The organism is Vulgatibacter incomptus (assembly GCF_001263175.1).
In the GTDB taxonomy this organism is placed as follows: Bacteria; Myxococcota; Myxococcia; order Myxococcales; family Vulgatibacteraceae; genus Vulgatibacter; species Vulgatibacter incomptus.
On record NZ_CP012332.1, the window covers coordinates 1,746,597 to 1,771,437 of the forward strand.

At 70.6% G+C, this 24,841-nt stretch carries 24 protein-coding genes; 6 read left to right on the forward strand and 18 right to left on the reverse strand.

Annotated elements, in window-relative coordinates:
* Window positions 1–148 precede the first annotated feature (148 nt).
* Window positions 149–1,306, reverse strand: coding sequence for a DUF4388 domain-containing protein (locus AKJ08_RS07155; RefSeq protein WP_050725437.1), 1,158 nt, complete (start codon window positions 1,304–1,306; stop codon window positions 149–151).
* Between the two features lie 288 nt (window positions 1,307–1,594).
* Here AKJ08_RS07155 and AKJ08_RS07160 point away from each other — a divergent pair, with 288 nt between their 5' ends.
* Window positions 1,595–2,422 (forward strand): CAP domain-containing protein, encoded by an 828-nt coding sequence (locus tag AKJ08_RS07160; protein ID WP_082342839.1) that lies wholly within the window; start codon window positions 1,595–1,597, stop codon window positions 2,420–2,422.
* Window positions 2,423–2,545: 123 nt separating this feature from the next.
* Here AKJ08_RS07160 and AKJ08_RS07165 read toward each other — a convergent pair whose 3' ends face one another.
* Together AKJ08_RS07165 and AKJ08_RS07170 are read right to left on the reverse strand one after the other, a co-directional pair.
* On the reverse strand, window positions 2,546–3,598 hold the full coding sequence (locus tag AKJ08_RS07165; RefSeq protein WP_050725439.1) for a thiamine biosynthesis protein: 1,053 nt from the start codon (window positions 3,596–3,598) through the stop codon (window positions 2,546–2,548).
* Between the two features lie 88 nt (window positions 3,599–3,686).
* A complete protein-coding gene (locus AKJ08_RS07170) occupies window positions 3,687–3,944 on the reverse strand; it encodes a sulfurtransferase TusA family protein (RefSeq protein ID WP_050725440.1) in 258 nt (85 codons plus the stop codon).
* A gap of 374 nt (window positions 3,945–4,318) precedes the next feature.
* On the opposite strand from AKJ08_RS07170, the gene AKJ08_RS07175 reads away from it, so the two are divergent.
* Window positions 4,319–5,704, forward strand: a complete 1,386-nt coding sequence (locus AKJ08_RS07175) for a DsbA family protein (protein ID WP_082342841.1) — start codon at window positions 4,319–4,321, stop codon at window positions 5,702–5,704.
* Between the two features lie 175 nt (window positions 5,705–5,879).
* Here the strand turns inward: AKJ08_RS07175 and AKJ08_RS07180 are convergent, their stop codons facing one another.
* Window positions 5,880–6,494 carry a hypothetical protein gene (locus AKJ08_RS07180; RefSeq protein WP_050725441.1) on the reverse strand — a complete coding sequence of 205 codons (615 nt, stop codon included), beginning with the start codon at window positions 6,492–6,494 and terminating at the stop codon, window positions 5,880–5,882.
* 177 nt (window positions 6,495–6,671) lie between these two features.
* Between AKJ08_RS07180 and AKJ08_RS07185 the strand changes: the two genes are divergently transcribed.
* The gene (locus tag AKJ08_RS07185; RefSeq protein ID WP_157370540.1) at window positions 6,672–6,953 is read left to right on the forward strand and encodes a hypothetical protein; all 282 of its coding nucleotides are present in this window, start codon (window positions 6,672–6,674) and stop codon (window positions 6,951–6,953) included.
* A 53-nt stretch (window positions 6,954–7,006) separates the two neighbouring features.
* On the opposite strand, the gene AKJ08_RS07190 is transcribed toward AKJ08_RS07185, so the two are convergent.
* The 13 genes from AKJ08_RS07190 to AKJ08_RS07250 all read right to left on the reverse strand — a co-directional run bounded on the left by AKJ08_RS07190 (window position 7,007) and on the right by AKJ08_RS07250 (window position 20,334).
* On the reverse strand, window positions 7,007–9,232 hold the full coding sequence (locus AKJ08_RS07190; protein ID WP_050725443.1) for a sensor domain-containing diguanylate cyclase: 2,226 nt from the start codon (window positions 9,230–9,232) through the stop codon (window positions 7,007–7,009).
* On the reverse strand, window positions 9,213–9,503 hold the full coding sequence (locus tag AKJ08_RS07195; RefSeq protein ID WP_157370541.1) for an FtsB family cell division protein: 291 nt from the start codon (window positions 9,501–9,503) through the stop codon (window positions 9,213–9,215). Before AKJ08_RS07195 ends, AKJ08_RS07190 begins: the two co-directional genes overlap by 20 nt.
* Before the next feature lie 112 nt (window positions 9,504–9,615).
* Window positions 9,616–10,104, reverse strand: a complete 489-nt coding sequence (locus AKJ08_RS07200; protein ID WP_169788772.1) for a TlpA disulfide reductase family protein — start codon at window positions 10,102–10,104, stop codon at window positions 9,616–9,618.
* Window positions 10,105–10,413: 309 nt separating this feature from the next.
* Window positions 10,414–11,055: a hypothetical protein gene (locus tag AKJ08_RS19185; protein ID WP_157370542.1), complete on the reverse strand. Its 642-nt coding sequence runs from the start codon at window positions 11,053–11,055 to the stop codon at window positions 10,414–10,416.
* A 346-nt stretch (window positions 11,056–11,401) separates the two neighbouring features.
* Window positions 11,402–12,754, reverse strand: a complete 1,353-nt coding sequence (locus tag AKJ08_RS07210) for a protoporphyrinogen/coproporphyrinogen oxidase (protein ID WP_050725446.1) — start codon at window positions 12,752–12,754, stop codon at window positions 11,402–11,404.
* A complete protein-coding gene (locus AKJ08_RS19735) occupies window positions 12,754–13,452 on the reverse strand; it encodes a glycosyltransferase family 2 protein (protein ID WP_050725447.1) in 699 nt (232 codons plus the stop codon). The genes AKJ08_RS07210 and AKJ08_RS19735 overlap by 1 nt, the downstream gene beginning before the upstream one ends.
* Window positions 13,453–13,607: 155 nt before the next feature.
* Window positions 13,608–14,225 (reverse strand): hypothetical protein, encoded by a 618-nt coding sequence (locus AKJ08_RS19740; RefSeq protein ID WP_050725448.1) that lies wholly within the window; start codon window positions 14,223–14,225, stop codon window positions 13,608–13,610.
* Between the two features lie 3 nt (window positions 14,226–14,228).
* Window positions 14,229–14,798, reverse strand: coding sequence for an FMN-binding protein (locus AKJ08_RS07225; RefSeq protein ID WP_050725449.1), 570 nt, complete (start codon window positions 14,796–14,798; stop codon window positions 14,229–14,231).
* 23 nt (window positions 14,799–14,821) lie between these two features.
* Window positions 14,822–15,376 carry a hypothetical protein gene (locus AKJ08_RS07230; RefSeq protein ID WP_050725450.1) on the reverse strand — a complete coding sequence of 185 codons (555 nt, stop codon included), beginning with the start codon at window positions 15,374–15,376 and terminating at the stop codon, window positions 14,822–14,824.
* 7 nt (window positions 15,377–15,383) lie between these two features.
* Entirely contained in the window at window positions 15,384–16,736 is a 1,353-nt protein-coding gene (locus tag AKJ08_RS07235; protein WP_050725451.1) for a hypothetical protein, read from the reverse strand.
* Window positions 16,737–17,010: 274 nt separating this feature from the next.
* Window positions 17,011–18,039, reverse strand: coding sequence for a hypothetical protein (locus tag AKJ08_RS07240; RefSeq protein WP_050725452.1), 1,029 nt, complete (start codon window positions 18,037–18,039; stop codon window positions 17,011–17,013).
* Between the two features lie 19 nt (window positions 18,040–18,058).
* Complete coding sequence (locus AKJ08_RS07245) at window positions 18,059–18,763, reverse strand: cupredoxin domain-containing protein (RefSeq protein ID WP_050725453.1); 705 nt, start codon at window positions 18,761–18,763, stop codon at window positions 18,059–18,061.
* Window positions 18,763–20,334: a hypothetical protein gene (locus tag AKJ08_RS07250; RefSeq protein WP_157370544.1), complete on the reverse strand. Its 1,572-nt coding sequence runs from the start codon at window positions 20,332–20,334 to the stop codon at window positions 18,763–18,765. The genes AKJ08_RS07245 and AKJ08_RS07250 overlap by 1 nt, the downstream gene beginning before the upstream one ends.
* A 189-nt stretch (window positions 20,335–20,523) precedes the next feature.
* Between AKJ08_RS07250 and AKJ08_RS07255 the strand changes: the two genes are divergently transcribed.
* Window positions 20,524–21,000, forward strand: a complete 477-nt coding sequence (locus AKJ08_RS07255) for an SRPBCC family protein (RefSeq protein WP_050725455.1) — start codon at window positions 20,524–20,526, stop codon at window positions 20,998–21,000.
* A gap of 13 nt (window positions 21,001–21,013) precedes the next feature.
* On the opposite strand, the gene AKJ08_RS07260 is transcribed toward AKJ08_RS07255, so the two are convergent.
* Window positions 21,014–21,469 (reverse strand): Fur family transcriptional regulator, encoded by a 456-nt coding sequence (locus AKJ08_RS07260; protein ID WP_240475464.1) that lies wholly within the window; start codon window positions 21,467–21,469, stop codon window positions 21,014–21,016.
* A gap of 260 nt (window positions 21,470–21,729) precedes the next feature.
* On the opposite strand from AKJ08_RS07260, the gene AKJ08_RS07265 reads away from it, so the two are divergent.
* Together AKJ08_RS07265 and AKJ08_RS07270 are read left to right on the forward strand one after the other, a co-directional pair.
* Window positions 21,730–24,348, forward strand: a complete 2,619-nt coding sequence (locus tag AKJ08_RS07265) for a hypothetical protein (protein WP_050725456.1) — start codon at window positions 21,730–21,732, stop codon at window positions 24,346–24,348.
* Between the two features lie 60 nt (window positions 24,349–24,408).
* On the forward strand, window positions 24,409–24,744 hold the full coding sequence (locus tag AKJ08_RS07270) for an FmdB family zinc ribbon protein (protein ID WP_050725457.1): 336 nt from the start codon (window positions 24,409–24,411) through the stop codon (window positions 24,742–24,744).
* The last annotated feature ends 97 nt before the right edge of the window (window positions 24,745–24,841 follow it).

Genomic DNA, 24,841 nt, shown 5'->3' on the forward strand with positions numbered 1-24,841 from the left:
GGTTTCGGCCCGCGCGACCCGTTCGGGACCGGCGTGACGACCGGCCGACAGTTGCGGCGTCGCGAGGCTCGGCGCAGTGTTTTCCAGTGGGCGACGGCGCTCTCGCCGAGCCGGCCGGCGGCCCCGGCGGCGCCCCCACGGAAGGAGCTCAGAGGCGGATCACGCCATCGCGGGCGAGGCGCACCACCAGCTCGAGGGCGTCGATCTCGCGCATGGGCGCAACGCGCACGATCGCTCCGAGATCGCGACTCCCATCCATCCTCGCCACGAGATAGCGCGCGGGCGGCGTGAGCGGAAGGCTGCGGAGCTGCGATCGATCGATCGCCATCGTCGGGCGATGGCTCCCGGTGAGGAGCTCGTCGCGAAGGCGGGCGAGGAGCCTGGTCTCGGCCTCGCGGAGCAAGGCGAGAGCGGGGCCCTGCGCCCCGTCGTCGAGGGCCTTCCGGCAGAGCCGGACCGCGCGCTCGGCGTCGCCTCCCGCCAGCGCGGCACGCGCAGCCGACACGAGCTCCGCCTCGGCGCTGGCGGAGGCCGGCTCGCCCGAGGTGGTCGCGTCCGCGTGTCCCGGAAACCAACCCTCGTCCGCGGCGCCCTTCGGCGGATCGATCTGCAGGAGGCCGTCTCGGTGGAGCGAGTGGAGCTTCGCGTAGAGCTGGAACTCCGTCGCGTGGAGGAAGAGCAGGAGCTCGTCGATGCTCCTCCCTTCCCGAAGGAGCTCGAAGAGCCGCGCGACGGCAGAGCCGCGCTCCTGGGGAGGCGGGGTCCGTCCGCGGGCCAGGGAGACCCGCGTCGCCCCCGAGGGAAAGGTCGCCCGAAGCCGGGTCCAGGCCTGCTTTCGCTCCTCGGCGGCGTCGACCAGCTCGCGGAGCGGGATCGCCCTCATCGACACGCCGGGATCCACTGGAGGTCCCCGCTCCACCGTGAACGAGAACGCGCCCTTCTCCCACGTGCAGAGCTCGATCCCGGTCTCGAGGACCTTGAACTCCAGGGCCCGGCGGACCGCCGCCTCGGGCACCTGGGCGGACGTGACCAGGATCCGCCCGAGGGGCGCCCGGCTCGCGAGCTGCTCCTGCAGAGCTCGTTCGAAGGCGTCCTCGCCCAGGTGACCGCCGGCGATCAGGATCTGCCCGACGTATTCGCGCGGGTCGCTGGACGTAGCGGAGACGGCGCAGCCCTCGTGGACCACGAGCCGCTTCTCCTGCGTTCCCCGGGACGCGACGACCGTCCCCGACGCGGCACGCGCGGCGAGGAACCGAAGGAGCTCGGAAGCAGGGAGGAAAGCCAGATCGCCGGACAGGTCGGCCATGGCGCGAGATTGCCCCCCAAAGGGGCGTCTCGGCAAGGACGGAGCGCACCCAAACCGAGCCAAACGGGCGGTTTGCGAGCGGCCGAGCCCCCTCGCATTGCGAGCGCCGCTACGACCCGAGCGATCGATTGGACCTCGGACCTTTTCTATGGGGCGGCACCCGGCTACCATGCGCCCGCCCGCGAAACGTCATTGGCGTTCCAAAGGACTTTTTGTTGCCCGCTCGACGAGCCGCCGATCGCCCCGTGGCGATGGAGCTCGTACGAGCGCCCGGAGGATCGAGACAGCATGAAGGTTCGACATCTTGCACTGACCGTGTCCCTGGCTCTCGCACCCACGGTCGCCACCGCCGCCACCGAGCTGAACGAGGAGGAGCTCAAGTTCCTCCACATCATCAACGCCTACCGGGCCGCGAGCGGCGCTCCTTGCCTCTCGCCCAGCCCGACGATGAACGACGCCGCCGACTGGTTCAGCCAGGAGATGGGCGAGGTGGGGTTCTTCGACCACCTCGAGCCTCCCTGCGACGCCAACGGCGACAACTGTACGGGACGGGATCCCTTCGACCGGATCCGGTCGTTCGGCCACGACCGGTGGTCCACGGCCGGCGAGAACATCGCCGCCGGCTACCCGACGGCCGAGGAGGTCTTCGAGGGCTGGAGGAACAGCCCCGGCCACAACAAGAACATGCTCGAGCCCAAGTTCACGGCGATCGGCATCGGTCGTGTAGAGGTGCCGGGCTCGAAGTACCGGATCTACTGGACCACGGACTTCTCGAACTGGGTCGACGGCCCGTGGGACTGCGAGGGCAAGGTCGTCGGCGGCGAAGAGGGCACCGGCGGAACCGGCGGCTCCTCCGGCGGCACCGGCGGCTCGGTGAATCCGGGCACCGGCGGCACCGACGGTGGCACGGATCCGGGCGCCGGCGGCACTGCCGGCGAGGGTTCGGGCACCGGTGGGACCGGCGGCCAGGATCCGGGAGCCGGCGGCCGCGGTGGTTCCACCTCTGGCAAGGACGACTCGAGCTCCAGCAGCGGTTGCAGCGCCGCGGGCTCTGCGCCGGCGCTCCTCGGGATCCTGGCGCCTCTCGCGCTCCTGCGTCGCCGCCGCGGCGCCTGAGAACTCACGAGCTCATAGGTTGATCGAAGAGAACGGCCCCGCACACGCGGGGCCGTTTTCGTTCGGCCCTACGAGCCGAATCGAGGGCCGTCTCCACAAACGGCCTGTCAGCTTGGCGAACTCTCAGATCCGGAACGGCTCGAAGGCGGCGTCGTCGAGGAAGGGCTCCACGCGGAGCTCGTCCGCCCCGCCCTCGCTCTTCCACTCGACCAGCACCTCGGCCTCGCCCTTGCCCTTTCCGTAGCGGGCGACGATCCGCGACGCGAGGACCATCTCCTCCCAGGTCGGCTCGCCCTCCACCAGGGCCACGGGCCCCGCGTGGTCCCGCGCCGCCACCAGGTAGCGCCCCTCGGCGTGGCGCTCGAGCTGGAAGTTCTCCCCCTCCGTCCTCCCGACGATCAGCTTGGTCCGGGGCGACAGCCGGAAGTGCCGGCCCGAGGCGAGGAGCAGGATCTCCTCCTTCTCGATGCGGCGCTCCTCGCGGTGGTCGAGGATGTCGAAGAACTTCCGGGCGAAGGTCTCGTCCGTGAGGTAGCAGCAGCCGCCCGCCGGCTGGGGGAAGCTCCCGAGACGGAGCTCCTCGGCGAGCGCGATCTGGGGCTTTCGGCCCCGCCCCGAGAAGTCGAGGAGCTTCTCGCGGTCGATGAGCCCCTCCTCCTCCGCGCGGGTCGGGGGGAGGAGCTTCGCGGACAGCGGCCGGAGCAGCCTGCCCTCGAGGCCGGCGTTCTTCTCGATCAGCGCCATGGTGTGGCGGCGCTGGCTCTTCGGACGCTGCCCGAGGACCTCGCCCGTGAAGATGAAGTCGCCGCCCCACTCGTCCAGGAGCTGGCGGGCCCTCTGGAACATGTCGATCCGGCAGTCCACGCAGGGGTTCGCGTTCGCGCCGTAGCCGTACTTCGGGTTCGCGATGACATCGAGGTAGCCCTTGTCCGAGATGTCGATGAGCTCGACCTCGGTATGGAGCTCCGCACCTGCCACCAGGGCCTCGTTCGGCTTAACCGTGCCGTCGGCCCGCGTGGTCCCCCGCCGGCGCTGGGTCTCGGTGATGCAGAAGCCCGTGTAGAAGTTGACGGCCCGGACCTCGCAGCCCAGCACGTCCCGCACGATCCTCAAGGCGAGCATCGAATCGAGGCCCCCCGAGATCAGCCCGAGGGCCTTCGCCTTTCGCTTCGTCATCGTCGTTCCTCTGCCCTGGGCAGATGGGGAAATCGGTCTCGCGATTGCGGGCCCACCGTTCCCCTCTTCATTTGATCCGCGTCCGGCTTCACGACCTCTCCGGGCCGGGCTTCCGGATGCGGACCCAGCAGCGCCAGGTCCGACCGTCCCGCTCCGTGCCCAGGAGCTCGTGCCCCGTGCCCTTGCACCAGACCGGCATGTCGCTCGAGATCCCCGGATCCGTGGCGATCACCAGCAGGACCTGCGAATCCTCGAGCTCCTTCGCCGCCTTCGCCGTCTCGATGATCGGCACCGGGCAGAAGGAACCGCTGGTATCGATGGTCCTGGCGGCCTCGAGTCGCTCCATGCGCGCGTTCTATACCCGAAACCCTTTCGTGCGCATCCCCGGATTCTCAGCGTGCAGGCAGGCCCCGAGCCCTCCGTTCCCTCGTTGCGCACCCCCGGTGCATCTGTTACGAAGTCCAACCCGCGTCTCGCCGGTTCGATCGATCACGCCTTGGCGGATCGTTGGAATGGCGGCGGGAGAGCAGGCAGGCTCCCTCCTGCGCAGAGGGAGATCGGGTTCTCCCTCGCCGTTTGAGGGAACAAGCACAGGGGCCCGTGGGTTGGTGCGGGCACCATTTGCAGCGGGCGGAACGAAGCCGATTCGAAGGTCCTTCCGCCGGCTCGCCCGGGGCGATTGCGCCCCGCCGGGCATCCTTGAGCAGGAGAGATAGAGACATGGCGAAGCATTCTGGCTCGATTGCGGTGGCCCTCGTCGTAGGCGCCGCCATTGGTTTCGTCGGCGGGAGGGCCATGAGCCCGAAGGCCGAGGCGCCGTCCGCCCCCGCTGCTGCCGGCAAGGCCGCCGCACCGGTGGCCCAGCGCCCCGCGGCTGCCGGCGATCAGGCGATCTTCAACGTCCCCTTCGACGCCACCCAGCCGATGAAGGGCAGCAAGGACGCGAAGGTCACGATCATCGAGGTCTCGGACTTCCAGTGCCCGTTCTGCAACCGGGTCGGCCCGACCGTGAAGCAGATCGAGGACGCCTACGGCAAGGACGTCCGGTTCGTGTGGGCGAACAACCCGCTCGGCTTCCACCCGAACGCCATGCCCGCCGCCGAGGCCGCCTACGCGGCCCACGAGCAGGGCAAGTTCTGGGAGATGCACGACAAGCTCTTCGCGAACCAGAGCGCGCTGACCCGTGAGAACTTCGAGAAGTTCGCGCAGGAGCTCGGCCTCGACATGGCCAAGTTCAAGGCCGCCATCGACTCGGGCAAGTTCAAGGGCCAGATCGAGAAGGAGCAGGCGCTCTACACCTCGCGCGGCGCCCGCGGCACCCCCGGCTTCTTCATCAACGGCCGCCTGGTCTCCGGCGCGCAGCCCTTCGACAACTTCAAGCGCGTGATCGACGAGGAGATCAAGCGCGCCGACGCGGAGCTCGCCAAGGGCACCAAGACGGCCGATCTCTACGCCGCCCTCATCGCCGGTGGCGCCACCGCTCCCGCCGCCGCTCCCGCTGCCGCCCCCGAGGCTCCCGCCAAGCCGGTCTTCGTGGAGATCCCCGCCGGTGCCCCGAGCAAGGGCTCGCCGGACGCCAAGGTCACCATCGTCGAGTTCTCGGACTTCGAGTGCCCCTTCTGCTCGCGCGTGAACCCCACGATGAAGCAGATCGAGGACACCTACGGCAAGGACGTGCGCGTGGTCTTCCGCCACCTCCCCCTGCCCTTCCACAAGAACGCCGGGCCTGCCGCTGAGGCCTCGATGGCGGCCCACGAGCAGGGCAAGTTCTGGGCGATGCACGACAAGCTCTTCGCCAACCAGCGCGACCTCACCTCCGAGAACTTCGAGAAGTGGGCCGGCGAGATCGGCCTCGACGTGAAGAAGTTCAAGGCCGCCCTCGACTCCGGCAAGTTCAAGGCCGCCGTCGACGCCGACAGCACCTACGCCGGTTCGGTTGGCGCCCGCGGCACCCCGGCCTTCTTCGTCAACGGGAAGCTGGTCTCCGGCGCGCAGCCCTTTGACGCCTTCAAGCGGGTGATCGACGAGGAGCTCAAGCGCGCCGACGCCGAGCTCGCCAAGGGCACCAAGCCCGCGCAGCTCTACCAGAAGCTCGCCGGCAACTAAGCCGCAGGGCCCAAGGCCCCACGAAATCGAGCCTGCCTCGCGCCACGCGAGGCAGGCTCTTTTCGTTTCGGGGGCGCCGCGCCCTGCCGCAACCGCGAGCGTCTCGAGGGCACAAAAAAGCCTGCCTCGCAGCGTCGCGGGGCAGGCTCGTTCCGGAAGCTCCGGGCGCTGCGGATCAGTTCGCCAGGCGCTCGACCTCGAAGAGCTTCACGTAGCGGGTGGCGGCCCAGTCGGCGATGCGGTCCTCGCGGATGTTCCGCGTGCGGTCGGCGCCGATCTTGGCGCGCCAGAGGTCGGCGCCCTTCGCGTCGACGGCCCAGAGGTAGAAGGTCGAGGGGATCTCGGTGGCGCCGCCGGCCTTGAGAGCCACCAGGGCGGCCTCCTGATCGACCTTGTCGGGCGTGCAGGTCCACTTGATGTAGGAGACGACGTGGGGGCTGGAGGCGTCGATCCGGACCTCCTGGATGCGTCCCTTGAGGTCGGTCGAGGCCAGCGCCTCCTCGATGGACTTGCGCGCCTTGTCGGCGATCGCGCTCTCCCCGCCCTCCGCCTCGACCTTGTCCATGATCGCCTGGAGGGTCTCGGGCTTCATCTTGAAGTTCCGCTTGGCGATCTCGGGGATCCGCTTGGCCTCGGGCATCTTCAGGACGCGCTCGTCCTGGAGGGCTTCGCGGGTCTCGAGGTAGACCTTGAGGTCGTCCCGGCTGACCGGGGCGGCCGAAGCGAAGCGGGGAGCTGCCACGGCCAGGAGCAAGGCGCACGTCAGAATCGGGAGAAGGCGGTACTTCACGTGGAATCCTCCAGGGAAAGGCGGGAAGTCTAGCGATCGGCAGAGCGCGGGGTCAATGGACGTTCCAAAGCGGATTCTTTCCCCTCCGGCTCCAAGACTAGGGACGTCGAGTGTTCACCCGGATTCACCCCGCCCCGAACGGGCGCGCTACTATTGAGCCGATTGCGGAGGACGGACATGGGCCAGTGTCATGCGTGCAGGTCGGAAGTGATCGTCATCGGGCGGGTCGGCAGGCGGGACACCTGCGACCACTGCGGCGCGGACCTCCACTGTTGCCTGAGCTGCCGGCACCACGACTTCTTCGCCCAGAACCAGTGCCGCGAGCCGGGGACGGAGCAGGTCCGCGACCGCTCGGCGGCGAATTTCTGCGACTTCTTCGACCTGGGGTCGGGCCGCGCCGCCGAGGAGGATCCCGCGGCAGCGGCCAAGGCGAAGCTCGAGGCGCTCTTCCGCAAGTAGGCTGGCGCCCCCCAGGCTCCCGCCGGCTCAGCCTTCCGAGCGTGTGAAGAACATCACGAGCTCTCCGCTGCCGCCTTCTTCCGGGCCTCGACGCTGAGCTCGTCGGCGGCGGTCGAGCGATTCCGGCCCATCCGCTTGCAGTGGTAGAGGCACTGGTCGGCCGCCTCGAAGATCTCCTGCTTGACCGTCGAGGTGTCGGGATACGACGCGATCCCGAGGCTCAAGGTGCAGCGCAGCGGACCGAGCGCCGTCTGGAACTCGATCGCGCCGACCTCCTTGCGGATCCGCTCCGCGACCTCCTTGCCGCCTGCGAGATCGGTCTCGGGGAGCAGGAGCGCGAACTCCTCGCCGCCGTAGCGGGCCACGGTGTCCGTCGCGCGGGCGCACCGCTGGATGGCCTTGGCGATCCCCCGCAGCACCATGTCGCCGGTGGCGTGGCCGTAGGTGTCGTTGACCGCCTTGAAGTGATCGATGTCGGCGAGGATCAAGGTGAGCTTGCGGCCGGCGCGCTGGGACCTCACGACCTCGTCGTCGAACCGGCCCTGGAAGTGGCGGTGGTTCGCGAGGCCCGTGAGGCCGTCGGAGGTCGCCATCTTCTCGGTCTTCTCGAAGAGGCGTGCCCGCTCGAGGGACTGGGCCGCCTGCATCCCGATCACCTCGAGCATCCGGGTCCACTCGAGATCGACGTTCTTCCGGCGCTTGGATCCGCAGACGATCGTGCCCAGCACGGAGTCCGCCGCGCGGAGCGGGATCACCTTGAGCGACTGCAGCCCGCGGAACTGCGAGCCCTCGTCGAAGAGGTGGACGCGCTCGAGCAGCTTGGGGTTGCGCGGCGGGAGCACGGCGCTCACGCGGACGGAGCTGGCGACGAGGTGGCCGTTGTCGGCGAACTGATAGCCGAGGAGGTCCTCCAGGCCCTTGCTGCTCCACTCCTTCTCGGCGTCGCCCCGCTCCGGCCGCTCGGCCCTCTCGATCCGCTCGACGCGGTGGAGGCGCTTGCCCGACTCGGAGTCGAAGTCGGAGGTGGTGAAGGCCACGAGGTCGAGGTCGAGCTCCCTGATCTCCTTGACCACCCGGAGCGAGGTGTCGATGACCTCCACGGGCTTGGAGGCGCCGTTCAGCTTCTCGATCGAGCCGTAGAAGCGATCGATCTCCTCCCGCGAGCTCCGGATGTAGCCCATCACCCGCTCGGTCTCCATGGCGCGGAGGACCTCACGGGAGGTGGCGACGAGGAGGCGCTCGTCCTCCTGGGTGAACGGGATCGGCTCCAGCCGGTCGGCGATCACCAGCCCGCGGAGGTAGCCGTCGTCGCGGCCCGCGTCCTTGGCCCCCCGCCGGTCGATGAGCGGCGCGAAGAGCACGCTGTGTACCGGCGCCTTCCCCTCGTACCAGCCCACGCCCTTGAGGTCGCCGCAGAGGCGCATGGGGACCCGACGGCGCAGCGCGGCGCCCACCAGGCCCTCCCGGGCGTCGAAGGCCTCGAGGCGAAGGGGCGCGCCCGAGGCCCGGGCTTCGTGGAGCTTGAGGAGGTTGTCGTCGCCGTGGAGGAGGAAGACGGCGACCGAATGCGGGCGCAGGGCGCACTCCGCTACCTCGAGGGCGTTGTCCACCGCCTCGGAGACCTCGCTGACGGCGGCGGCGATCCACTCCTCCTCGTTGAGCTGGCCCTTCACGCCGGCGATGCGGAGGCGGTAGGCGCGGGCGCGATCGGCCTGCTCCTCCAGCGCCGCGTCGAGGGCGAGCCTGCCCGTGGCCCGGGCGCTCGCCACCTGGGAGCGGTTCACGAGGCGGGAGAGCATCGCGAAGAGCGCCAGGAAGAGGCCGTGCACCAGGAGTGATGCGAAGCTCGACCGAAGCGCTCCGGCGGCGGCCAGCGCCGCGGCGTCGACCGCGATCGCGAAGACGGCGAGGCCGAGGGCCGGGCCGAACGGGAGGAACGCCGCCAGGAAGGCGATCAGCAGATAGATCACCGGGTAGAGCGGGCCGCCGAGCCCGCCGACCGGCTGGATCAAGGCGTGGGCCCCGATCACGAGGAGCGCGCCGAGCTCGGCCTCGTTCCACGCGGCGAGCGGGCGCTGCTCGGCGCCCTTGCGAAGCTTTCGGAAGCCCAGGGCGGAGATCCCGATCGCGAGGGCGACGAGGATCGCGGCGTGCCCCAAGGACAGGGCATCCAGCGACTCGAACGACCGGAGGATCACCGCTGCGAGGGCGACGGCGCCCACCGCGAGGGGCCAGCCGGCCGCGACGATTCGCGCCGCCTTACGGAGCCCGGTCTTCATGATCCTCCAGGCGAAAGACGACATCGCCGGGCCGCACGAGGCCCAGCTCCTCGCGGGCGGCCCGCTCCAGCGCTGCCGGATCGTCCGCCAGCCTCCGCAGCTCCAGGCGCAGCTTCTCGTTGGCCTCGCGCAGTCGGGCGTTCTCTCCCTCGATCCGCGCGACGTCCTCCCGCAGGGTCCTCGCGTGGCGCAGGCCCTGGGGATCGACCGCGAGGCCGACTGCTGCCAGCGCGGCGACGACGGAGAGGAGGATGGCGCGGCTGCGGTTCATCGGCATCGTTCCGAGGCGGAAATCGGGCACTCTCTTCCTGCGTACGCGAAGAGGCGCACGGGTGGCAAGGGGACCGCTTGTGGAATCCCCAGATGGCAGCGGCGCCGAGGCCCTATCGCGACTTCACGTCCCGCGCGCGTTCAAGGAGGAGCTTGGAGCTCGCTGCGCCGGAGATCGACGCCGCCGGCCTCCCGTCTCGATCGAGGAAGAGGGTCGCCGGGAGCTCGGGGATCCGGCCGAAGGGGCTCTGCCCCTCGGCCACGGAACCGCCGCCGACCACCACGGGGTACGGCGGCATGGTCGCGGCGACGTAGGGCGCCACGGTTCGCCTGCCCTCCCTGTCGAGGGCGACCCCCACCACCTCGATCCCCTCCCTCGCGCCGATCCGGGCCGCCTCCGCGACGGATGGGTCCATCGCCTGACACGGGATGCACCAAGTGGTGAAGAAGTAGACGATCACCACGTCGCCCCTGCGGGACGCGAAGGAGAACGGCTGGCCGGTCTCCGCCCGCGGCAACACGAGGTCGACGGGCTCCGGGAGCGGCTTCGATCGGCAACCGCCGAGCGCCCCGAGCAGCACGACCAGCGCAGCCGGAATCACGCAGCGGGCGATCGATCGACGTCGCCGCTCGAAGGCACGGGCGGGCGGCGACCGATCACGCCCTCCTCTTCTCTCGTTGGGATCGCCGCAGACGCTCATCGAGCGCATCATCCGACACGCAGCCCGCCGTGTCATCGGCTTCGACGCTGGGACCGCGCCATCGAGTGTGACCGGGCGTGCACTCACCCAGGCCCCGAGCCGCTCCTGAAAGTGCTACCGACGTCATGGAACGGCGCTCGCACCGTTTCGATACGAGCGCCTGCGGTCTGCCAAAAGGAGCGAGCGTCGCGGCGACCTCGGAGGCCTTCCTCAGAGTTCCTGGTAGGTACAATCAACCTTGGACACGGCCAGCTCGAACGGCTTCTCGCCCCTGGGCACTGCGACATACGCGACCGGCTCCGTCATCGCGTCTCCACCGATACAGTAGCTCACGAGAACGGCTCGAACCTCCACGCGCTCCGCCGTTTCATCGACATCGACGATGCGAAGCTCTACGCCTGTATGAGGCTGAACCCCAGGGCTGACGCGAAGGACCACGAATCGAGAGAAATCAACCTCGATCTCTTCGCTCGGTCCATAGACTTCGTCCAACGACGCCTGAAGCGCCGCTTCGGTTTCGAGCACCTGGAGTGCGGGCTCCCTCGACAGGTCGCGCCAGTCGACCATTTTTCGAAGCACGGTCGCACGAGCATTGCCGGTCATCTCGGACGGGATGTCACCGCAGGTGCAGTCGATTCCGGGGAACCCAGGGTAGTCAGGGTAGTAATCCCCAGGGAGATCGTCAGGGCATTCCCCAGGGCCATCCCCAGGATCTCCCGCGCCCGGCTCATCGCCAGAGCCTGACTTGATCTGCCCCGGCGAGCCGACCTTCTCATCAGGCTTGCCTTGCCCAGTCCCACAGGCAAGCCCAAGGGTCGTCGCCAGAAGCGGCGCCAACCATCGCTTCGCCATGTCTCGCAGAATCCAACGCATCGCAGTCCCTCCTTCGTCGTGCCTCAGCGCCGATCGTCGAATGACCAGCGCCTTGGCCGCCCGGTCTCGGTTCGAGGACCGGGAGATTCACATACGACGCAACCGGACACTTCAGGCCTGACTCGACCCGTACAATCCGTTTTACCAACAAGCAAAACAGGTGACAAGGCGCCCACCCGGGGCTGAGACGGACCTATCGAGGTCGCGACCGTGCGGATCTTTGATATGCGCCTTTCCTTTGGAAAAATCCCAGGTTCGGCGCTGCATGGAGCTTGTCTGGTCTGTCGGGTAGCGAACCAATCGTCCCGCCCGATCGATACGCGGCTCAGTCCTCGATGCGGGCGTGGAGGAAGGGAGCCTGCTCGGAACGCCACTCCCGCGCGCTCTTGCGGACGGCGGCGGAGCGGCCGGCGGCGAGGCCCGCCTCGCACGCGTGGTGCACGTTGTCGTGGACGAAGAGCGCGTGCCGGCCCACCGGATAGAGACCGTCCACCGACGAGAGCGCGTCGAGGGCGCGGTCGCGGTGGGCCGCGTAGCCCTTGCGGTAGATCGGATAGGCCTTCGCCACGCGATGAACCGCGGCGCTCGCGATCGGAGCCCGGTCGAGGCCGGCGCGATCGAGGGCCGGACGCATCTTCTCCACGAGCTCGTCGGGAGACGCGGTCCATACGGAGTCGCCCTCCGTGCACGGGATGTCGAAGCCGATCAGTGTGCGGCCGGCGGGGCCTTCGCCACCGGTGAAGCCCTTCATCTCGAAGAGGCGGTTTGCCGGGATCCGAGCGTCGGTGAAGTAATGGACGTCGTGTGCGGAGGCCCGATCCTGCTCGAGCACGAGGTAGAGCAAGGTCAGCGCACGATAGGTGAGACCATCGGACGTTTCCGGGACGCCCGCCCAGCTGCAGAGCGACGTGAGGGGCGCCGTCGCGATCACCCGATCGGTCTCGATCGGGGCGCCGTCGACCACGACCGCCCGGACCACCCCACCCTCGATCACGAGGCCATCGACACGGGCATTGCGCCGAAGCTCGCCTCCGGCCGCCTCGATCCGGGCGGCCAGTCCCTCCGCGAGAGCGCCGCAGCCCTGCTCCGGGTAGAAGAAGCGCCGGGCGCCGCGATCCTTCCGCTCGAGGGCGGCGCGAAGCACCGCCACGGGCCCGGACTTCTGCACCCGGGCTGCGGCGAGGGCCGCGTCGAGGGCCTCGGGCTCGACGCCCCAGACCTTCCGTGCGGCAGGCTCATAGACGAGCGCGGCGGCGTGGCGGCCGAGGCGGCGGGCGGCTTCACCGGCGTAATCGTCCCCGGCGGGGGGCCGGAAGCGCGCAGCCAGCGCCGAGAGCCCGTGACGGAGGGCACCAGTGAACCCGAGGCCTCGAACGAGGCCGCCGAGCGAGAGCGGGAACGGGAGCCTTCGCTCCCCCACGTGGACCAGGCCGCTGCGATCGCGCTCGCGCAGGGAATCTCCGAGCGCGAGCGCGTAGAGCTCCTTCACCTCGGGTGACGCGACCCGATGGAGCCGGTGGGGACCGTAGTCGGCGCGGAAGCCGTCGAGGTCGAAGGAGCCCGCCAGGCCACCCAGGCGATCCGAGGCCTCGAGGACCAGGGGCCGCTGGCCGGCGCGAGCGAGGGCCCACGCAGCCGCGAGGCCGGCGGGGCCCGCGCCGATCACGACGGGGCGCATCAGCCGGCGACCTCGACGGCGGGGAGCGCCTTGGGCGCGTGGCCGTGGCGGAGCCAGCCGATCCCCCGCAGCACCGTGCGGCCCATGAGCCAGGTGTCGCGGACCGTCCGCCACTTGGAGCGCCCGGCCCGAGGCCGGTAGTCGATGGGGATGAAGACGGGGGGATCGCCCTCTGCCGCGAGGGCGAGGGTGAGCGTGGTGGTGAGGGAGAAGCGATCAGGGAGAATCGACGAGAGGGCCAGGAGGTCACGGGTGCGCAGCGCCCGCATCCCGGAGTTGAGGTCCGGGACGGCGAGCCCTCCGAACCAGAGGACGGCTCCGCGGAACGCCGTCTTGATCGCGCTCCGGGCCAGGGACTCCGACCCGCTCGACGCGGGCCTCGCGCCGATGGCCTGGCGGGCGCCGCCCCGCAGCGCGCGGACGAGCTTCGGGAGATCGGCCTCCGGATAGGTGCCGTCGGCGTCGAGGATCGCAAGGAAGGCGCCCCGCGCCTCCGCGGCCCCCGCCTTGATCGCGGCGCCGTAGCCCAGGCCCTCGCGCCGGATCACCCGCGCGCCTGCCGCCCTCGCCCGCTCGCCCGTGCCGTCGACGGAGCCGTCGTCCACCACGAGGATCTCGTGGGCCTCCCCGGCGAGCGCCCGGGCCACGGCCTCGACGACGCCTCCGACCGACTCCGCTTCGTCCCGCGCAGGGATCACGACGGTGATGTCGGGCGAACGGCTCAGAGCGTGTGAAGAAATCGGTCCCGCAGAAGCGGGCCCGATCTCTTCAGCCGCGCTCCGCGCGGAAACGCTCTTCTTTGCGTCTGCTCCGCCTTCGGCTCCGCGAGAGCTCGTGATTTCATCACGAGCTCTCACGACAGCGCGGACTCCACCTTCTTCTCCGGGAGGCGGCGCCACATCTCCCACAGCGGCCAGAGCACCATGGGCAGCCAACCGAGGGCGGCGACGACCACCGAGGCGGGCACAAGCGGGCCGAAGCCTGCGCCGACGAAGCGGACGAGAAGCGGCGAGAGGAGGTGGACGAAGGTGGCCACCGACGCCACCGCGATCACCGCGATCTTCAGCCGCACCGAGAGCGCGGTGAGCATGAAGAGGTGACCGACGATGAGCAGCACCACCGGCACGGTGAAGAGGTGGAAGTGGAAGGTCTCCATCACCTGCCGCCCGGACTGGCCCAGGCGCATGCCGGAGCCCGACAGGCCCGCCGGCACGGGATCCGCGGCGCCGCCGAGATCGTCGGGCAGGTCCAGATCCGGGCCTCCCGCGTCCGCGGGCTGGACGGGCGGCGGCGCCTCCGAGCCGAGGTAGTAGGTGGCGGCGGCGTCGCCGGCGAGGCCGCCGAACGAGCTGGCGTAGAGCCAGATCGACGAGCCGATCCCGGCTGCCAGGAAGACGAGGAACGCCGTGTAGAGCACGCGCGCCTCGAGGGAGAGCCTCTCGAGGGGGAAGGGCCTGGCGAACTGACGCATCCCTCAGCCCTCCGCCGGCTTGGCGGGATGGAGCACGAGCTCATCCACCAGCGCGACGGCGCGGCGGACGCCCACCGCCATCGAGCGGGAGGAGATCGTGGCGCCGGAGATCACGTCGACGTCGCGGCCAGCCCGGATCGGATCCTTCGGCCCCTTGCCGACGAACTGCGCGCGGAAGCGCGGATCGGTGATCTCCTCGCCGTACTTCTCGCGGTAGACCATCACCTCCTGCCGCTCCACCTTCCCCTCCGGCGAGAGCTTGACGCCAAAGGTGATCGGCTCGTGCTGCCCCCGCTCGTCATCGATCACGGCGTAGCCGTCCACCTTCTCGCCGGTCATGGCCACGAAGATCACGTACTCGCTCTTGGCCGGCTTGTAGCCGAGGCGGGCGCGGAGCGACTCGGCCTGCGCCGGCGTCAGCTGCACCTTGCGGTAGGTGACCTTCTCGCTCGACGGGAAGAACTCCCGGAGGATCTGCGCCGTGGTGAAGTAGGTGGCGGAGGCCGAGGCCACGCTCGGCAGCGTGGTCAGCAGGCCGACGGCAAGGAGCAGGAAGAGAAGGGATCGGCGCATGGGCGTGCGCTCCTCTATCACGGTCACGGCAGCTCCCCAAGGAGCTGCCCCAGGGCCATCCGGAGGTGGGCCGACCAGTCGGCCTGGGCCCTGTAGGTCTGCGGCAACGTGGGGCCTCGCCTCGAGCGGCTCCAGAGGATCGCGCCCTTCGCGTCCACGAGGCTCGCCTCGAGGTCGATCTCCGCCTGGCCGATCGCTTTGAGCGCGCTCACGTCCATCCTCTCGAGGCGGATCACAAGGGCGGCGTCCGCGCGGGTCTCCCGAATCCAGGCTTCCGCCGACGGCACGCCATGTTCCGGGTCGGGGATGGCGTCGACCACCCGGTACCCCCGCCCGCGAAGGGCCCGGATCGCCTCGCGGGCGACAAGGCTCTCGGGGCGCTGGCCGCCGAGGAAATCCTCGAGGAGGCCCCCGGCCTGCGGCCTCTCGGCCTCGTTCCGGACGAGGACGGCCACCGTCCGCGGACGCTCCCCCGCGAGCTGGCCTCGCGTCTGGGCGCACGAGGCGGCCAGTACGAGGCAGAGCGCGAGGAGCGCGGCGGGACGGAGCGTCTTCATGTCCGGAACGGCGAGGCGCATGTGGCTCCTAGAAGAGATAGGCGACGCTGGCGATGTACTGCCAATTCGAATCGGGGAAGAAGCGGGAGCTCCAGAGGTGCGGCTGCACGCCGCTCGCGCCGTTCTGCTCGAGGCTGAAGGCCTGCTTGAGCGCGTAGGCGGGAACGGGGCGGATGTTGAGGCCCACCGTCAGCTTCGCGGCGTCGCCTGCGGCGGTCACGAACTCCATGTCCGTGTCCTTCTCCTCGTAGCGCACGGACGCGGTGAAGTAGCCGTCGTGCCACTCCTCCGGGAGGAGCTCGAAGAAGGGCTCGATCCGGAAGTGGTAGTCCGCCTGGCCGTAGTAGCCGCGCATCCGGGTCGGGACCCGATCGCGGGTGTTGGCGGGGGAGCCGTCGCGGAAGCCCTGGACGAAGCCGGGGTCGATGAACGCCCAGACCGCCTCGCCGTGGAGATCCAGCGACCCGAGCCGCCAGAACATGTCGCCGTTCACCATGTTCACGCGGTTGTTGATGCGGTCGTAGGCGCCCGTGTACCCGGAGAAGCCGAGCTCGAGGCCCAGCCAAGGCGAGTAGGCCACCCGGCCGACGATGGCCTTGTCGTTGTTGTTGTCCTCGAGGTTGCTGCCCCGCGCCGCCCGGAAGCCCTGACCGTCGAGGATCTTCGCGTCCAGGCCGTTGATGGCGTAGATCTCGTAGGTGAGCCGGGAGTGCTCGCCCAGGCCGAACTGCCCAAGGAAGCCGGCGCCGGACTCGAACCACGTGGTCGGCACGACGGTCGTGTAGGCGATGGGCCGCTCGGGCAGCTCCTGCGCCGGCGCGTCGTGCCGGAGGTTGTAGGCGCCAAAGGGCACCAGGATCACGCCGGCGCGGAAGGTCATCCAGTCGGTGAGCATCACGTCCACCACGGAGAACTCGAGGAGGACCTCGCCGAAGCTGAGCACGCCGTCCCGCTTGAGGGGGCTGCCCGCGAACTCGAACTCGACCTCCGTGGCGGTGGATATCCGCTCGGAGATCCGGCTGTAGATGAAGACCACGTAGCGGTGGGCCACGAAGGTGGTCGTGCCCTGCTGCGGCACCACGAAGTCGTGCTCGCCGTAGCCGCCGATGGTGGTGCGATCGATGATCGCGGCCGCCCGATCCGAGAGCGTGATGCCGGGATCGAGGCGGACGGAGAACGACTCGGCGGGAGCGTGCAGCGGCGCGGCGGCCGTGGCGGGAGCGGCCTCCTCGAGGCCGTCGAGCTCCAGCCGGGGGCCCTCATCCGAGGTCCTGGCTGCGACACCGCCCTCCCCGCCCGCTTCGGCGGGATTCTGGGCCAGGGCCGGAGCGGGCGCGAAGGAGAGGATCAAACCCAGCGTGATGAGCGAGCGAAGAAGCAAGATTACTCCAGGTACCACCACATTCCGGGCGGAGCCGGAGGCGGAGCAGACGAAAGAAGAGCGTTCCCGCGCGGAGCGCGGCTGAAGAAGTCGGGCCCGCTGCTGCGGGGCCGACTTCTTCACACGCTCAGCGCCCTCCGGCGGTGCTTGAGGCGTTGCGGGGGCGCGGGCCCCCTGCGTGCGGCGCCCGCCGCCGAAGCGGCGACGGGCAAAAACGTCGTTGCGGAGGCGGGCCCTCGCTTTCGGGCGCCCGTCTCCGAAACTCGGGCGGGTATCAGCCCTTGACCTTGATCCCGTAGGCGGCCTCGAGGGCGCTCAGGAGGCCGTCGGCATCGAAGTCGGCGATCCACGCCGCATCCACGGCGCCGAGAGCCTCGTCGAGGGCCGCGCGGAGCGACGTGGCGAAGGCCTTCTGCGAATCGTTCCCCGCGAGGAGGAGATCCTCCACCGCGACGAAGTAGCCGTCGGCCTCGAATACCTTCAGGAGGGCGGTCTCGGGGCTCGTGCGGTTGCGGCCGATCTCCACCAGCTCGTGGCCGATCGAGTACGCGAAGACGAGCTGCAGCTTGCGGTCGATGCCGTCGACCACTCGGTCGTAATCGGCGTCCTCGCCGAGCTCCATCGAGTCGGCGCCCTTGGCGTTCAGGGCCTTCTCGATGGCGCAGGACCCCTCGCGGATCAGCTCGAAGAGCTCCTCCGCCAGCGTGGTGCCGTTGGTGCCGTCGCGGCGGGTCGCCACCGCGGCGAGGCCCTTGCGGCCGCCGGGGACGTTGGTCGCGCCGGTGCCAAGGTAGCCGAAGGCCTCGTCGTAGTGCTGCTTGGTCGGAGCGTAGAGCTCCTCGAGCACGGAGAGGTAGAGGAAGCGATACACGCCGGCCTTCTCGAACTGCTGCTTGGCCAGCGACACCTCGTGGGCGCTGGTGGCAGCGGCGAGCATGTCGATCCCGCCCCGGAACGCCGCGTCGAGCTCGGCGCCGGCCTGGGCGTCCGGGAAGTGCACGTCGATCCGGCCCGCGGCCTTGGCGGCGAGCTTGGTGGACGGATCCTCGTAGCGGGCGAGGACGGACGCCGCCTCCGCGGCAGCCGTCGCCGGAGCGTCGGCCGCCCGGTCGAAGGCGGCGAGCATCTGGTCGAACGCGAGAAGGCGCTGATCCTGGGGCGCGTGGTTCACGGGATCGAAGGCGAGGTACTCGGTTCCCTCGCAGCGGCCGGTTTCGGTTTCGGTCACCGGGTCCGGCGTGGTGCTGTCACAACCTGCGAGCACGAGACAGAGGGAGGCGAGAATCGAGAGCTTGGTCTTCACGGATGGTTCCTTCGAAAAATCAATCGAGGTTGGCGGGATCGACGCAGCGGCCCCGGTGACAAGACATTCCACTGGCGCACTGCTCGTCCACGTCGCAGCAGACGCCCACGCACTTGCAGCAATTCGTTCCCGGCGCCGCCTTGCCGTTCAGGCAGTCGAGGGACGCGACACAGCCCGGCTCGTCCACGCAGACCACGCCGGTGGGCGCGGTGGTCTCGCCCACGTAGCTGGTGGTGCCGTAATAGGAGTCGACGATGGGCCGCCCCGGCGACCCCGAGTTGGTGTCGAAGAACTCGTACGCACCGGCGAGAGGGAAGGTGAACCGCCAGAAGGAGAAGGTCTCAGTGTTCTCGGTGGCGATGTTGAAGGGCCTCACGAGGTTCGGGCTGAAGAGCGTGGCCGGCCCGCTCAGCGAGGTGACGTTCGTGGGCACCTCGGGGAGGAAGTTCCGGAACTCCGCCGTGTCACCGGGCCGGATCGGCAGGCCGCCGGCAGGCGTGACGGCGCCGGGACCCTGGCTGGAGGGCAGCTCGATCAGGAAGCGCTGGCCCACGCAGAGGGGCGCGACCACCCGGAATCGGCCCATGATCACCCGGTTCAGCGAGATCACGAGGCCGCCCCGCGGCTTGGCGTTCGCCGAGGGCTGCACCAGCGGCTGCTCCTGGGGAGGGCCGTCACAGGCGGAGGCCGCGAGCACGAGCAGGGCGACGAGAAACAGACGCATCAAAACGTTCCCTTCGAGGACGAGGCAGGACGGAAGCGGAAGAGGCGGAGGTCGTGGGACCACGACCGGATCAGGCGATCGCAACGGAACTCGGCGACGGGCTCGAGCTCCGTGCGGAGGCTCGACATGCCCGGCGCCGCCGAGGTCACGTAGACGGCGACCCCTGCCGCCGCGAGGCGCTGGGCGGAGGCCGCGAGGTCGGCGGGATCGCCGACACGTGCGGCGCGACGCTCCGGGGCGTACCTCTCGAAGAGGCGGGCCTCCTCACCGGTGAAAATCATCGCATTCTCGGCGGGGAGCGCGCTCGACACCCAGTCCACGAGGCGGATCGCCGGCGACGCCTCGCGGCCCTGGGCCTTGGCGAGGGGCGCGCTCACGAGGAGCAGCGTCGCAGGCGCGAGGGCCGCCGCCGTGGCGGAGAGGCGCCCCGGCAGCAGCTCTCGAAGCGCCGCGAGTCCCGCGGCGAGGAGGATCGCGGCCCCCACCGCGAGCGGGAGGAGGTGCCGCGCCTTCTCGAGGTTCTGCCCGAGGAAGGCCCAAGCGGCGTAGGGACCACACGAGAGGATCGCGAGGCCCGCGGCGGAAGCGGCGCCGCGCGGGAGGAGCCCGCGGCGCCAGGCGACCACCAGGGCGGCGCCTGCGGCGAATACCAAGAGTGCGAGGCCGAACCGCGCAGGGTGGACGGCGCCCGCCCAAGGGAGGCCGAGGTTCGCTGCGGCGAGGTCGAAGCCGAAGTCGGAGAGGCGGTCGCCGAGGGCCGGCCTGGCAACGATGGTGCCGCCCCAGCGCGAGCCGTGGCCGGCGAGGAAGGAGGTGGCGATCCGGAGGAGCTCGGCGGGGCCAGAAATGGCCACCATCGGCAGGAGCCAGGCGCCGACACCGGCGGCGGCGCCCAAGAGCCAGCGGAGCCGCGAGCCGGACAGGAGCAGTGGGAGGAACGCCATCGCCGGAAGGAACGACGGGCGGATCCCCACGCAGAGGCCGGCGGCTGCGCCGAGGAGGAGGGCTCCGTAGCGCGAGAACCCATCCACCGAACGACGGATCTCGTCCTGCGCGGAGCCTTCCCGGCGGTCCCCTTCCCCTTCGTGCGACTCCCCGCGCCGAGCGGCCATCGGGAGGACGCGCGCTGCCGAGAGGTGCGCCGCCAGGACCAGGGCCAGGGCGCCGAGGCCGGCGCCATCGGACGACGGCGCGCCGCCGAAGAGGACCGCCAGCGGCGCGAGGGCGAAGATGGCCGCCCCCGTGAGCGCGGGGATCTCGCCGACGAGGGGCCTGAGGGCCAGGCCCAGCGCCGGGATGGCGAGACCGCCGAGGGCGACGCCGGGGAGCGCGAGGGCGAGGATCTCGCCGGCGCCCAGGAAGCGGAACGCCCGGGCCATCAGCACGTAGATCGGATAGCCGGGGAAGTGGGGGGCCTGGGCGGCGAGGTCGAAGGCCGTCAGCGAGCGGGCAAAGTTCACCGCGTCGAGATCGGGGAGGGCGGGCGGCACGGCGGCCAGCCGCAACCCCACCGCCAGCGCCGCGAGCGCCGTCAGGGTAGCCGAGAAACCGAATATGCGAATCGTTCTCAACTTGGACCCAAAAAAACAGGCCTGTTTCCAGGCGTCCCGCCCACCGCCTTCCGGTGGACCGCGGCTACGTAGCATGCCCGCCCGTCCGCTCGCAAGAGGTGGTCGATACCGGACAGTTCTCGTAGATCGGTTCTGGACCCACGCGCTCGCCGCCTCCGCGGCGGCAGCAGAAGCCAAGGAAGAAGAGCGATGAACCAGCCCTCCCCCGCCCATGAGCTCCTCGTCCGCAAGAACATCACCGTCGCCGCGTCCCCCGAGCGCGCGTTCGAGGTCTTCGCCCGGGAGATGGGGAGCTGGTGGCCGCTCCCGACCCATCACATCGGCGCCGCCGAGGCGGTCGACGTCGTCGTCGAGCCCTTCGCCGGCGGCCGCTGGTTCGAGCGCGGCGCCGACGGCATCGAGTGCGACTGGGGCGGCGTGATCGCCTGGGAGCCTCCTCACCGGCTGCTGCTCGCGTGGGAGCTCGACGCCGAATGGAAGCACGATCCGTCGGTCCGTTCCGAGGTCGAGGTGCGCTTCGTTCCCGAGGGAGGAGGCACCCGCGTCGAGCTCGAGCATCGAAAGCTGTCGGTCTTCGGCGAGCGCGCCGCGGAGCTGCGCGGGATCCTCGACTCGCCGGGGGGCTGGGGCGGCATGCTCCAGGAGTTCGCCGCGAAGGCGCGATAGACCGCGCGGGGGCCTACCGCGCGCAGTCCGAGCAGACGCCGTAGAGCTCCATCTTGTGATTGGCGAGCGTGAAGCCGTGGGCCCTGGCGATCTCCGCCTGGCGCGCTTCGATGCCCTCGTCCTCGAACTCCACGATCCGTCCGCACGTCGTGCAGATGAGGTGGTCGTGGTGCTCGCCAGCGATCTCGAAGCGGGTCTGGCCGTCGCCGAAGTTCCGAGCGTTCGCGATGCCCGACTCGGTGAGGAGCTTCATGGTCCGGTAGACCGTCGCGGCGGAGACGCGGGAATCCTCCTCGCGAACCTTGGCGAGGAGCTCCTCCACGTTCAAGTGGCCGCCCGCGTTAAAGAAGGTCTCGAGGATCAGGCTGCGCTGGCGGGTGGACTTCAACCCGCGGTCGGCCATGTACCGAGCGAGGATTCGCTCGGGCTTTTCGGCCCGAACGTGTCGGGATCGGAGCTCGTCGTTCATTGGGGCCCTCCGGTCGGGTCGTGTAAGGAACAGGGATATCGTTCTATCCGAGCAACTGCAAACCGATCTCAATTCGTCCGGCATTTCGGATCGCCGATCCTCCGCGCGCGGCCCCGGACGCTCCCACGGCGCCCGCACGTCCGCGGAAGGCTTCGCACCTCGAAAAAGGTTCCACTCGAGAGCCCACGAAGAGGTCGTGGTATGACTCATTTTTTCCCGTCCTTGACACCAATGGCCTTGGGCCCGATGGTGCGCGCCCCATGAGCCCCCACCGCTTCCCGCTCGATCCTTCTCTCGTCCCCCAGTTCGCCGAGGACATCCTCCCCGGCGACGAGTTCCTCGAAGACGAGACCGTTGCCCCAGCGATCGAGGAGCCGAAGCCGGAGGCCCCTCGCAAACCGCGCCGAAAGAAGGCCGCGCCCACCGGCCCGACGAGGCGGACCCGAGCCGAGGTCGAGCTTCGCCGCGAAACCCAGACGGCGGAGGCGGAAGCGAAGGCCGAGGCGGATGACGCGGATTCCGAGCCGGAGGCTCCGGCGCCCCGCCCCGGGCGGACGCCAGGCGTTCCGCAGTTCGGCCGCTTCGTCAGCGGTCCCGTGGCGAAGAGGCCGCTCCGCGAGCTCTCGCGCGACGTGCTGTCGGAGCTGATCGACGAGCTCCGCGCCAACCGTCACGCCCTGCAGTCGCGGATCGACTCGCTCTACGGCCGAGAGGACGGCAGGCCCTTCGGCCCCTCCGATCTGGGGCGCCTCCTTGCCACCCACGGCCTCGAGGAGCGCTTCACGCACGTGGAGCGCGAAGGCCTCCGGGCATTGCTCCGGCAGCAGCGCGGCTTCGAGCCCCCGATCCGCCGGGCCCTCGGCCTCGCGCCCGCGGAGCTCCGCAACCTGATCGCCAAGTACGACCTGGGCGCCGAGGCGGCGGAGCTCAAGGAGAGGACCCGCGAGGAGGCCCGCGCCGACTCGGCCCTCGCCGAGCGTCTCCTGCTGGCCTGCTCCCGCACCGAGCAGCTCCGCGACGCCGGGGTCCTCGAGGAGCTCGACGAGCGGAACCTCGACGAGCTCGACGAGGCCCTCGAGGCCGCCTCGGAGACCCCGACGACGGAGCCGTCCGTGCTCACGGAGCTCGCACGTCGTTCGCTCGGGATCGAGCCGAAGCTCTGGCGCAAGGCCCAGACCCACTACCGGCTGCTGTTCGTCGCCGCAGAGCGCCTGGGCGTTCCGCCTCCGGAAATGCCCGCGCCGACCCCGCGGTCCGGCCCCGAGGGCCGTCCGGGTTCGTTCGTCCGAGGCGATCGACGCTCCGGAGGTTCCCGGTCGGAGGGCTTCGGCCCCCCGCGCATCGGCGACCGGCCCCGTCCGGACGGCGCCCACGGCGACGGCGAGCGGCCGCGTGCCAGTGGTTTCGGGTTCAAGCGTGAGGGCGAGCGGCCGCGGACCGGCGGCTTCGGCCCCAGGCGTGACGGCATCAGGCCGCGTTCGGGCGGCTTCGGACCGCCGCGCGACGGCGACCGTCCGCGATCGAACAGCTTCGGCCCCCGGCGCGACGGCGACAGGCCGCGCTCGAACAGCTTCGGCCCCAGGCGCGACGGCGATCGGCCGCGGTCTGGCGGCTTCGGGCCTCCGCGCGACGGCGATCGGCCCCGCTCTGGCGGCTTCGGTCCGCCGCGCGACGGCGACAGGCCGCGCTCGAACAGCTTTGGCCCGCCGCGCGACGGCGATCGGCCGCGCTCGAACAGCTTTGGCCCGCCGCGCGACGGCGATCGGCCGCGCTCGAACAGCTTTGGCCCGCCGCGCGACGGCGATCGGCCGCGGTCCGGCGGATTCGGACCTCCGCGTGACGGCGATCGACCGCGCTCTGGCGGCTTCGGACCGCCCCGCGGCGGCGATCGACCGCGGTCCGGCGGTTTCGGACCCCCGCGCGACGGCGATCGGCCGCGCTCTGGCGGCTTCGGACCTCCGCGCGACGGCGATCGGCCGCGCTCTGGCGGCTTCGGACCTCCGCGCGTCGGCGATCGGCCGCGCTCGAACAGCTTGGGCCCGCCGCGCGACGGCGATCGGCCGCGCTCTGGCGGCTTCGGACCTCCGCGCGACGGCGATCGGCCGCGCTCCGGCGGCTTTGGACCTCCGCGCGATGGCGATCGGCCGCGCTCGAACAGCTTCGGCCCGCCGCGCGATGGCGATCGGCCTCGCTCGAACAGCTTCGGCCCGCCGCGCGATGGCGATCGGCCGCGCTCGAACAGCTTCGGCCCGCCGCGCGATGGCGATCGGCCTCGCTCGAACAGCTTCGGCCCGCCGCGCGACGGCGATCGGCCGCGCTCGAACAGCTTCGGCCCGCCGCGCGATGGCGATCGGCCGCGCTCGAACCGCTTTGGCCCGCCGCGCGACGGCGATCGGCCGCGCTCGAGCAGCTTCGGCCCCCCGCGCGACGGCGATCGGCCGCGCTCCAACAGCTTCGGCCCCCCGCGCGATGGCGATCGGCCGCGCTCGAACAGCTTCGGCCCGCCGCGCGATGGCGATCGGCCGCGCCCGAACCGCTTTGGTCCGCCGCGCGACGGCGATCGGCCGCGCTCGAGCAGCTTCGGTCCGCCGCGCGATGGCGATCGGCCGCGCTCGAGCAGCTTCGGTCCGCCGCGCGATGGCGATCGGCCGCGCTCGAGCAACTTCGGCCCGCCGCGCGATGGCGATCGTCCGCGCCCGAACAGCTTCGGCCCGCCGCGCGACGGCGATCGGCCGCGCTCGAACAGCTTCGGCCCCCGACGCGACGGCGACCGCCCCAATCGCGGCTTCGATCGGCCGTCTCGTCCCCGCCCGTCCGGCGATGCCCCGAGGGGGCCTGCGCGCGGCACCGATCGGCGTCCGCCGCCCCGGGGCCGCTGAGGCCACCATCGGCCGTGTCGCTTGAACGACGAAGGCCTCTCGATTAGATCAGCCCACGACATGCCCATCTACGAATACCAGTGTGCGACGTGCGGGGGCCTCACCGAGGTCCTCCAGAAGGTCTCGGACCCTGCCCCCGAGAGCTGCCCCGCCTGTGGCGGCGCCTCCACCCTCGAGAAGGTCGTGAGCCGCTCCAGCTTCCAGCTCAAGGGCGGCGGCTGGTACGCCGACCTCTACAGCTCCACCTCGAAGGGCGACGCGTCCAAGTCGAGCGGCGGCTCGTCCGCCTCGGCGAGCGGCGGCTCGTCCGCTCCAGCGAGCGGCAGCTCGTCCGCCTCGTCGAGCGGATCATCCTCCTCCACGAGCACGCCCACCACGTCGACCGCCACCAAGTAGCCGTCGCCGGAATGCGCGCGGCGCGGATCTGTTGCCCGATCGACGGGGTCCTTCCCCCCGTCGACCGCGACCTTGTCCGACGCCGCACTGCTCCCTG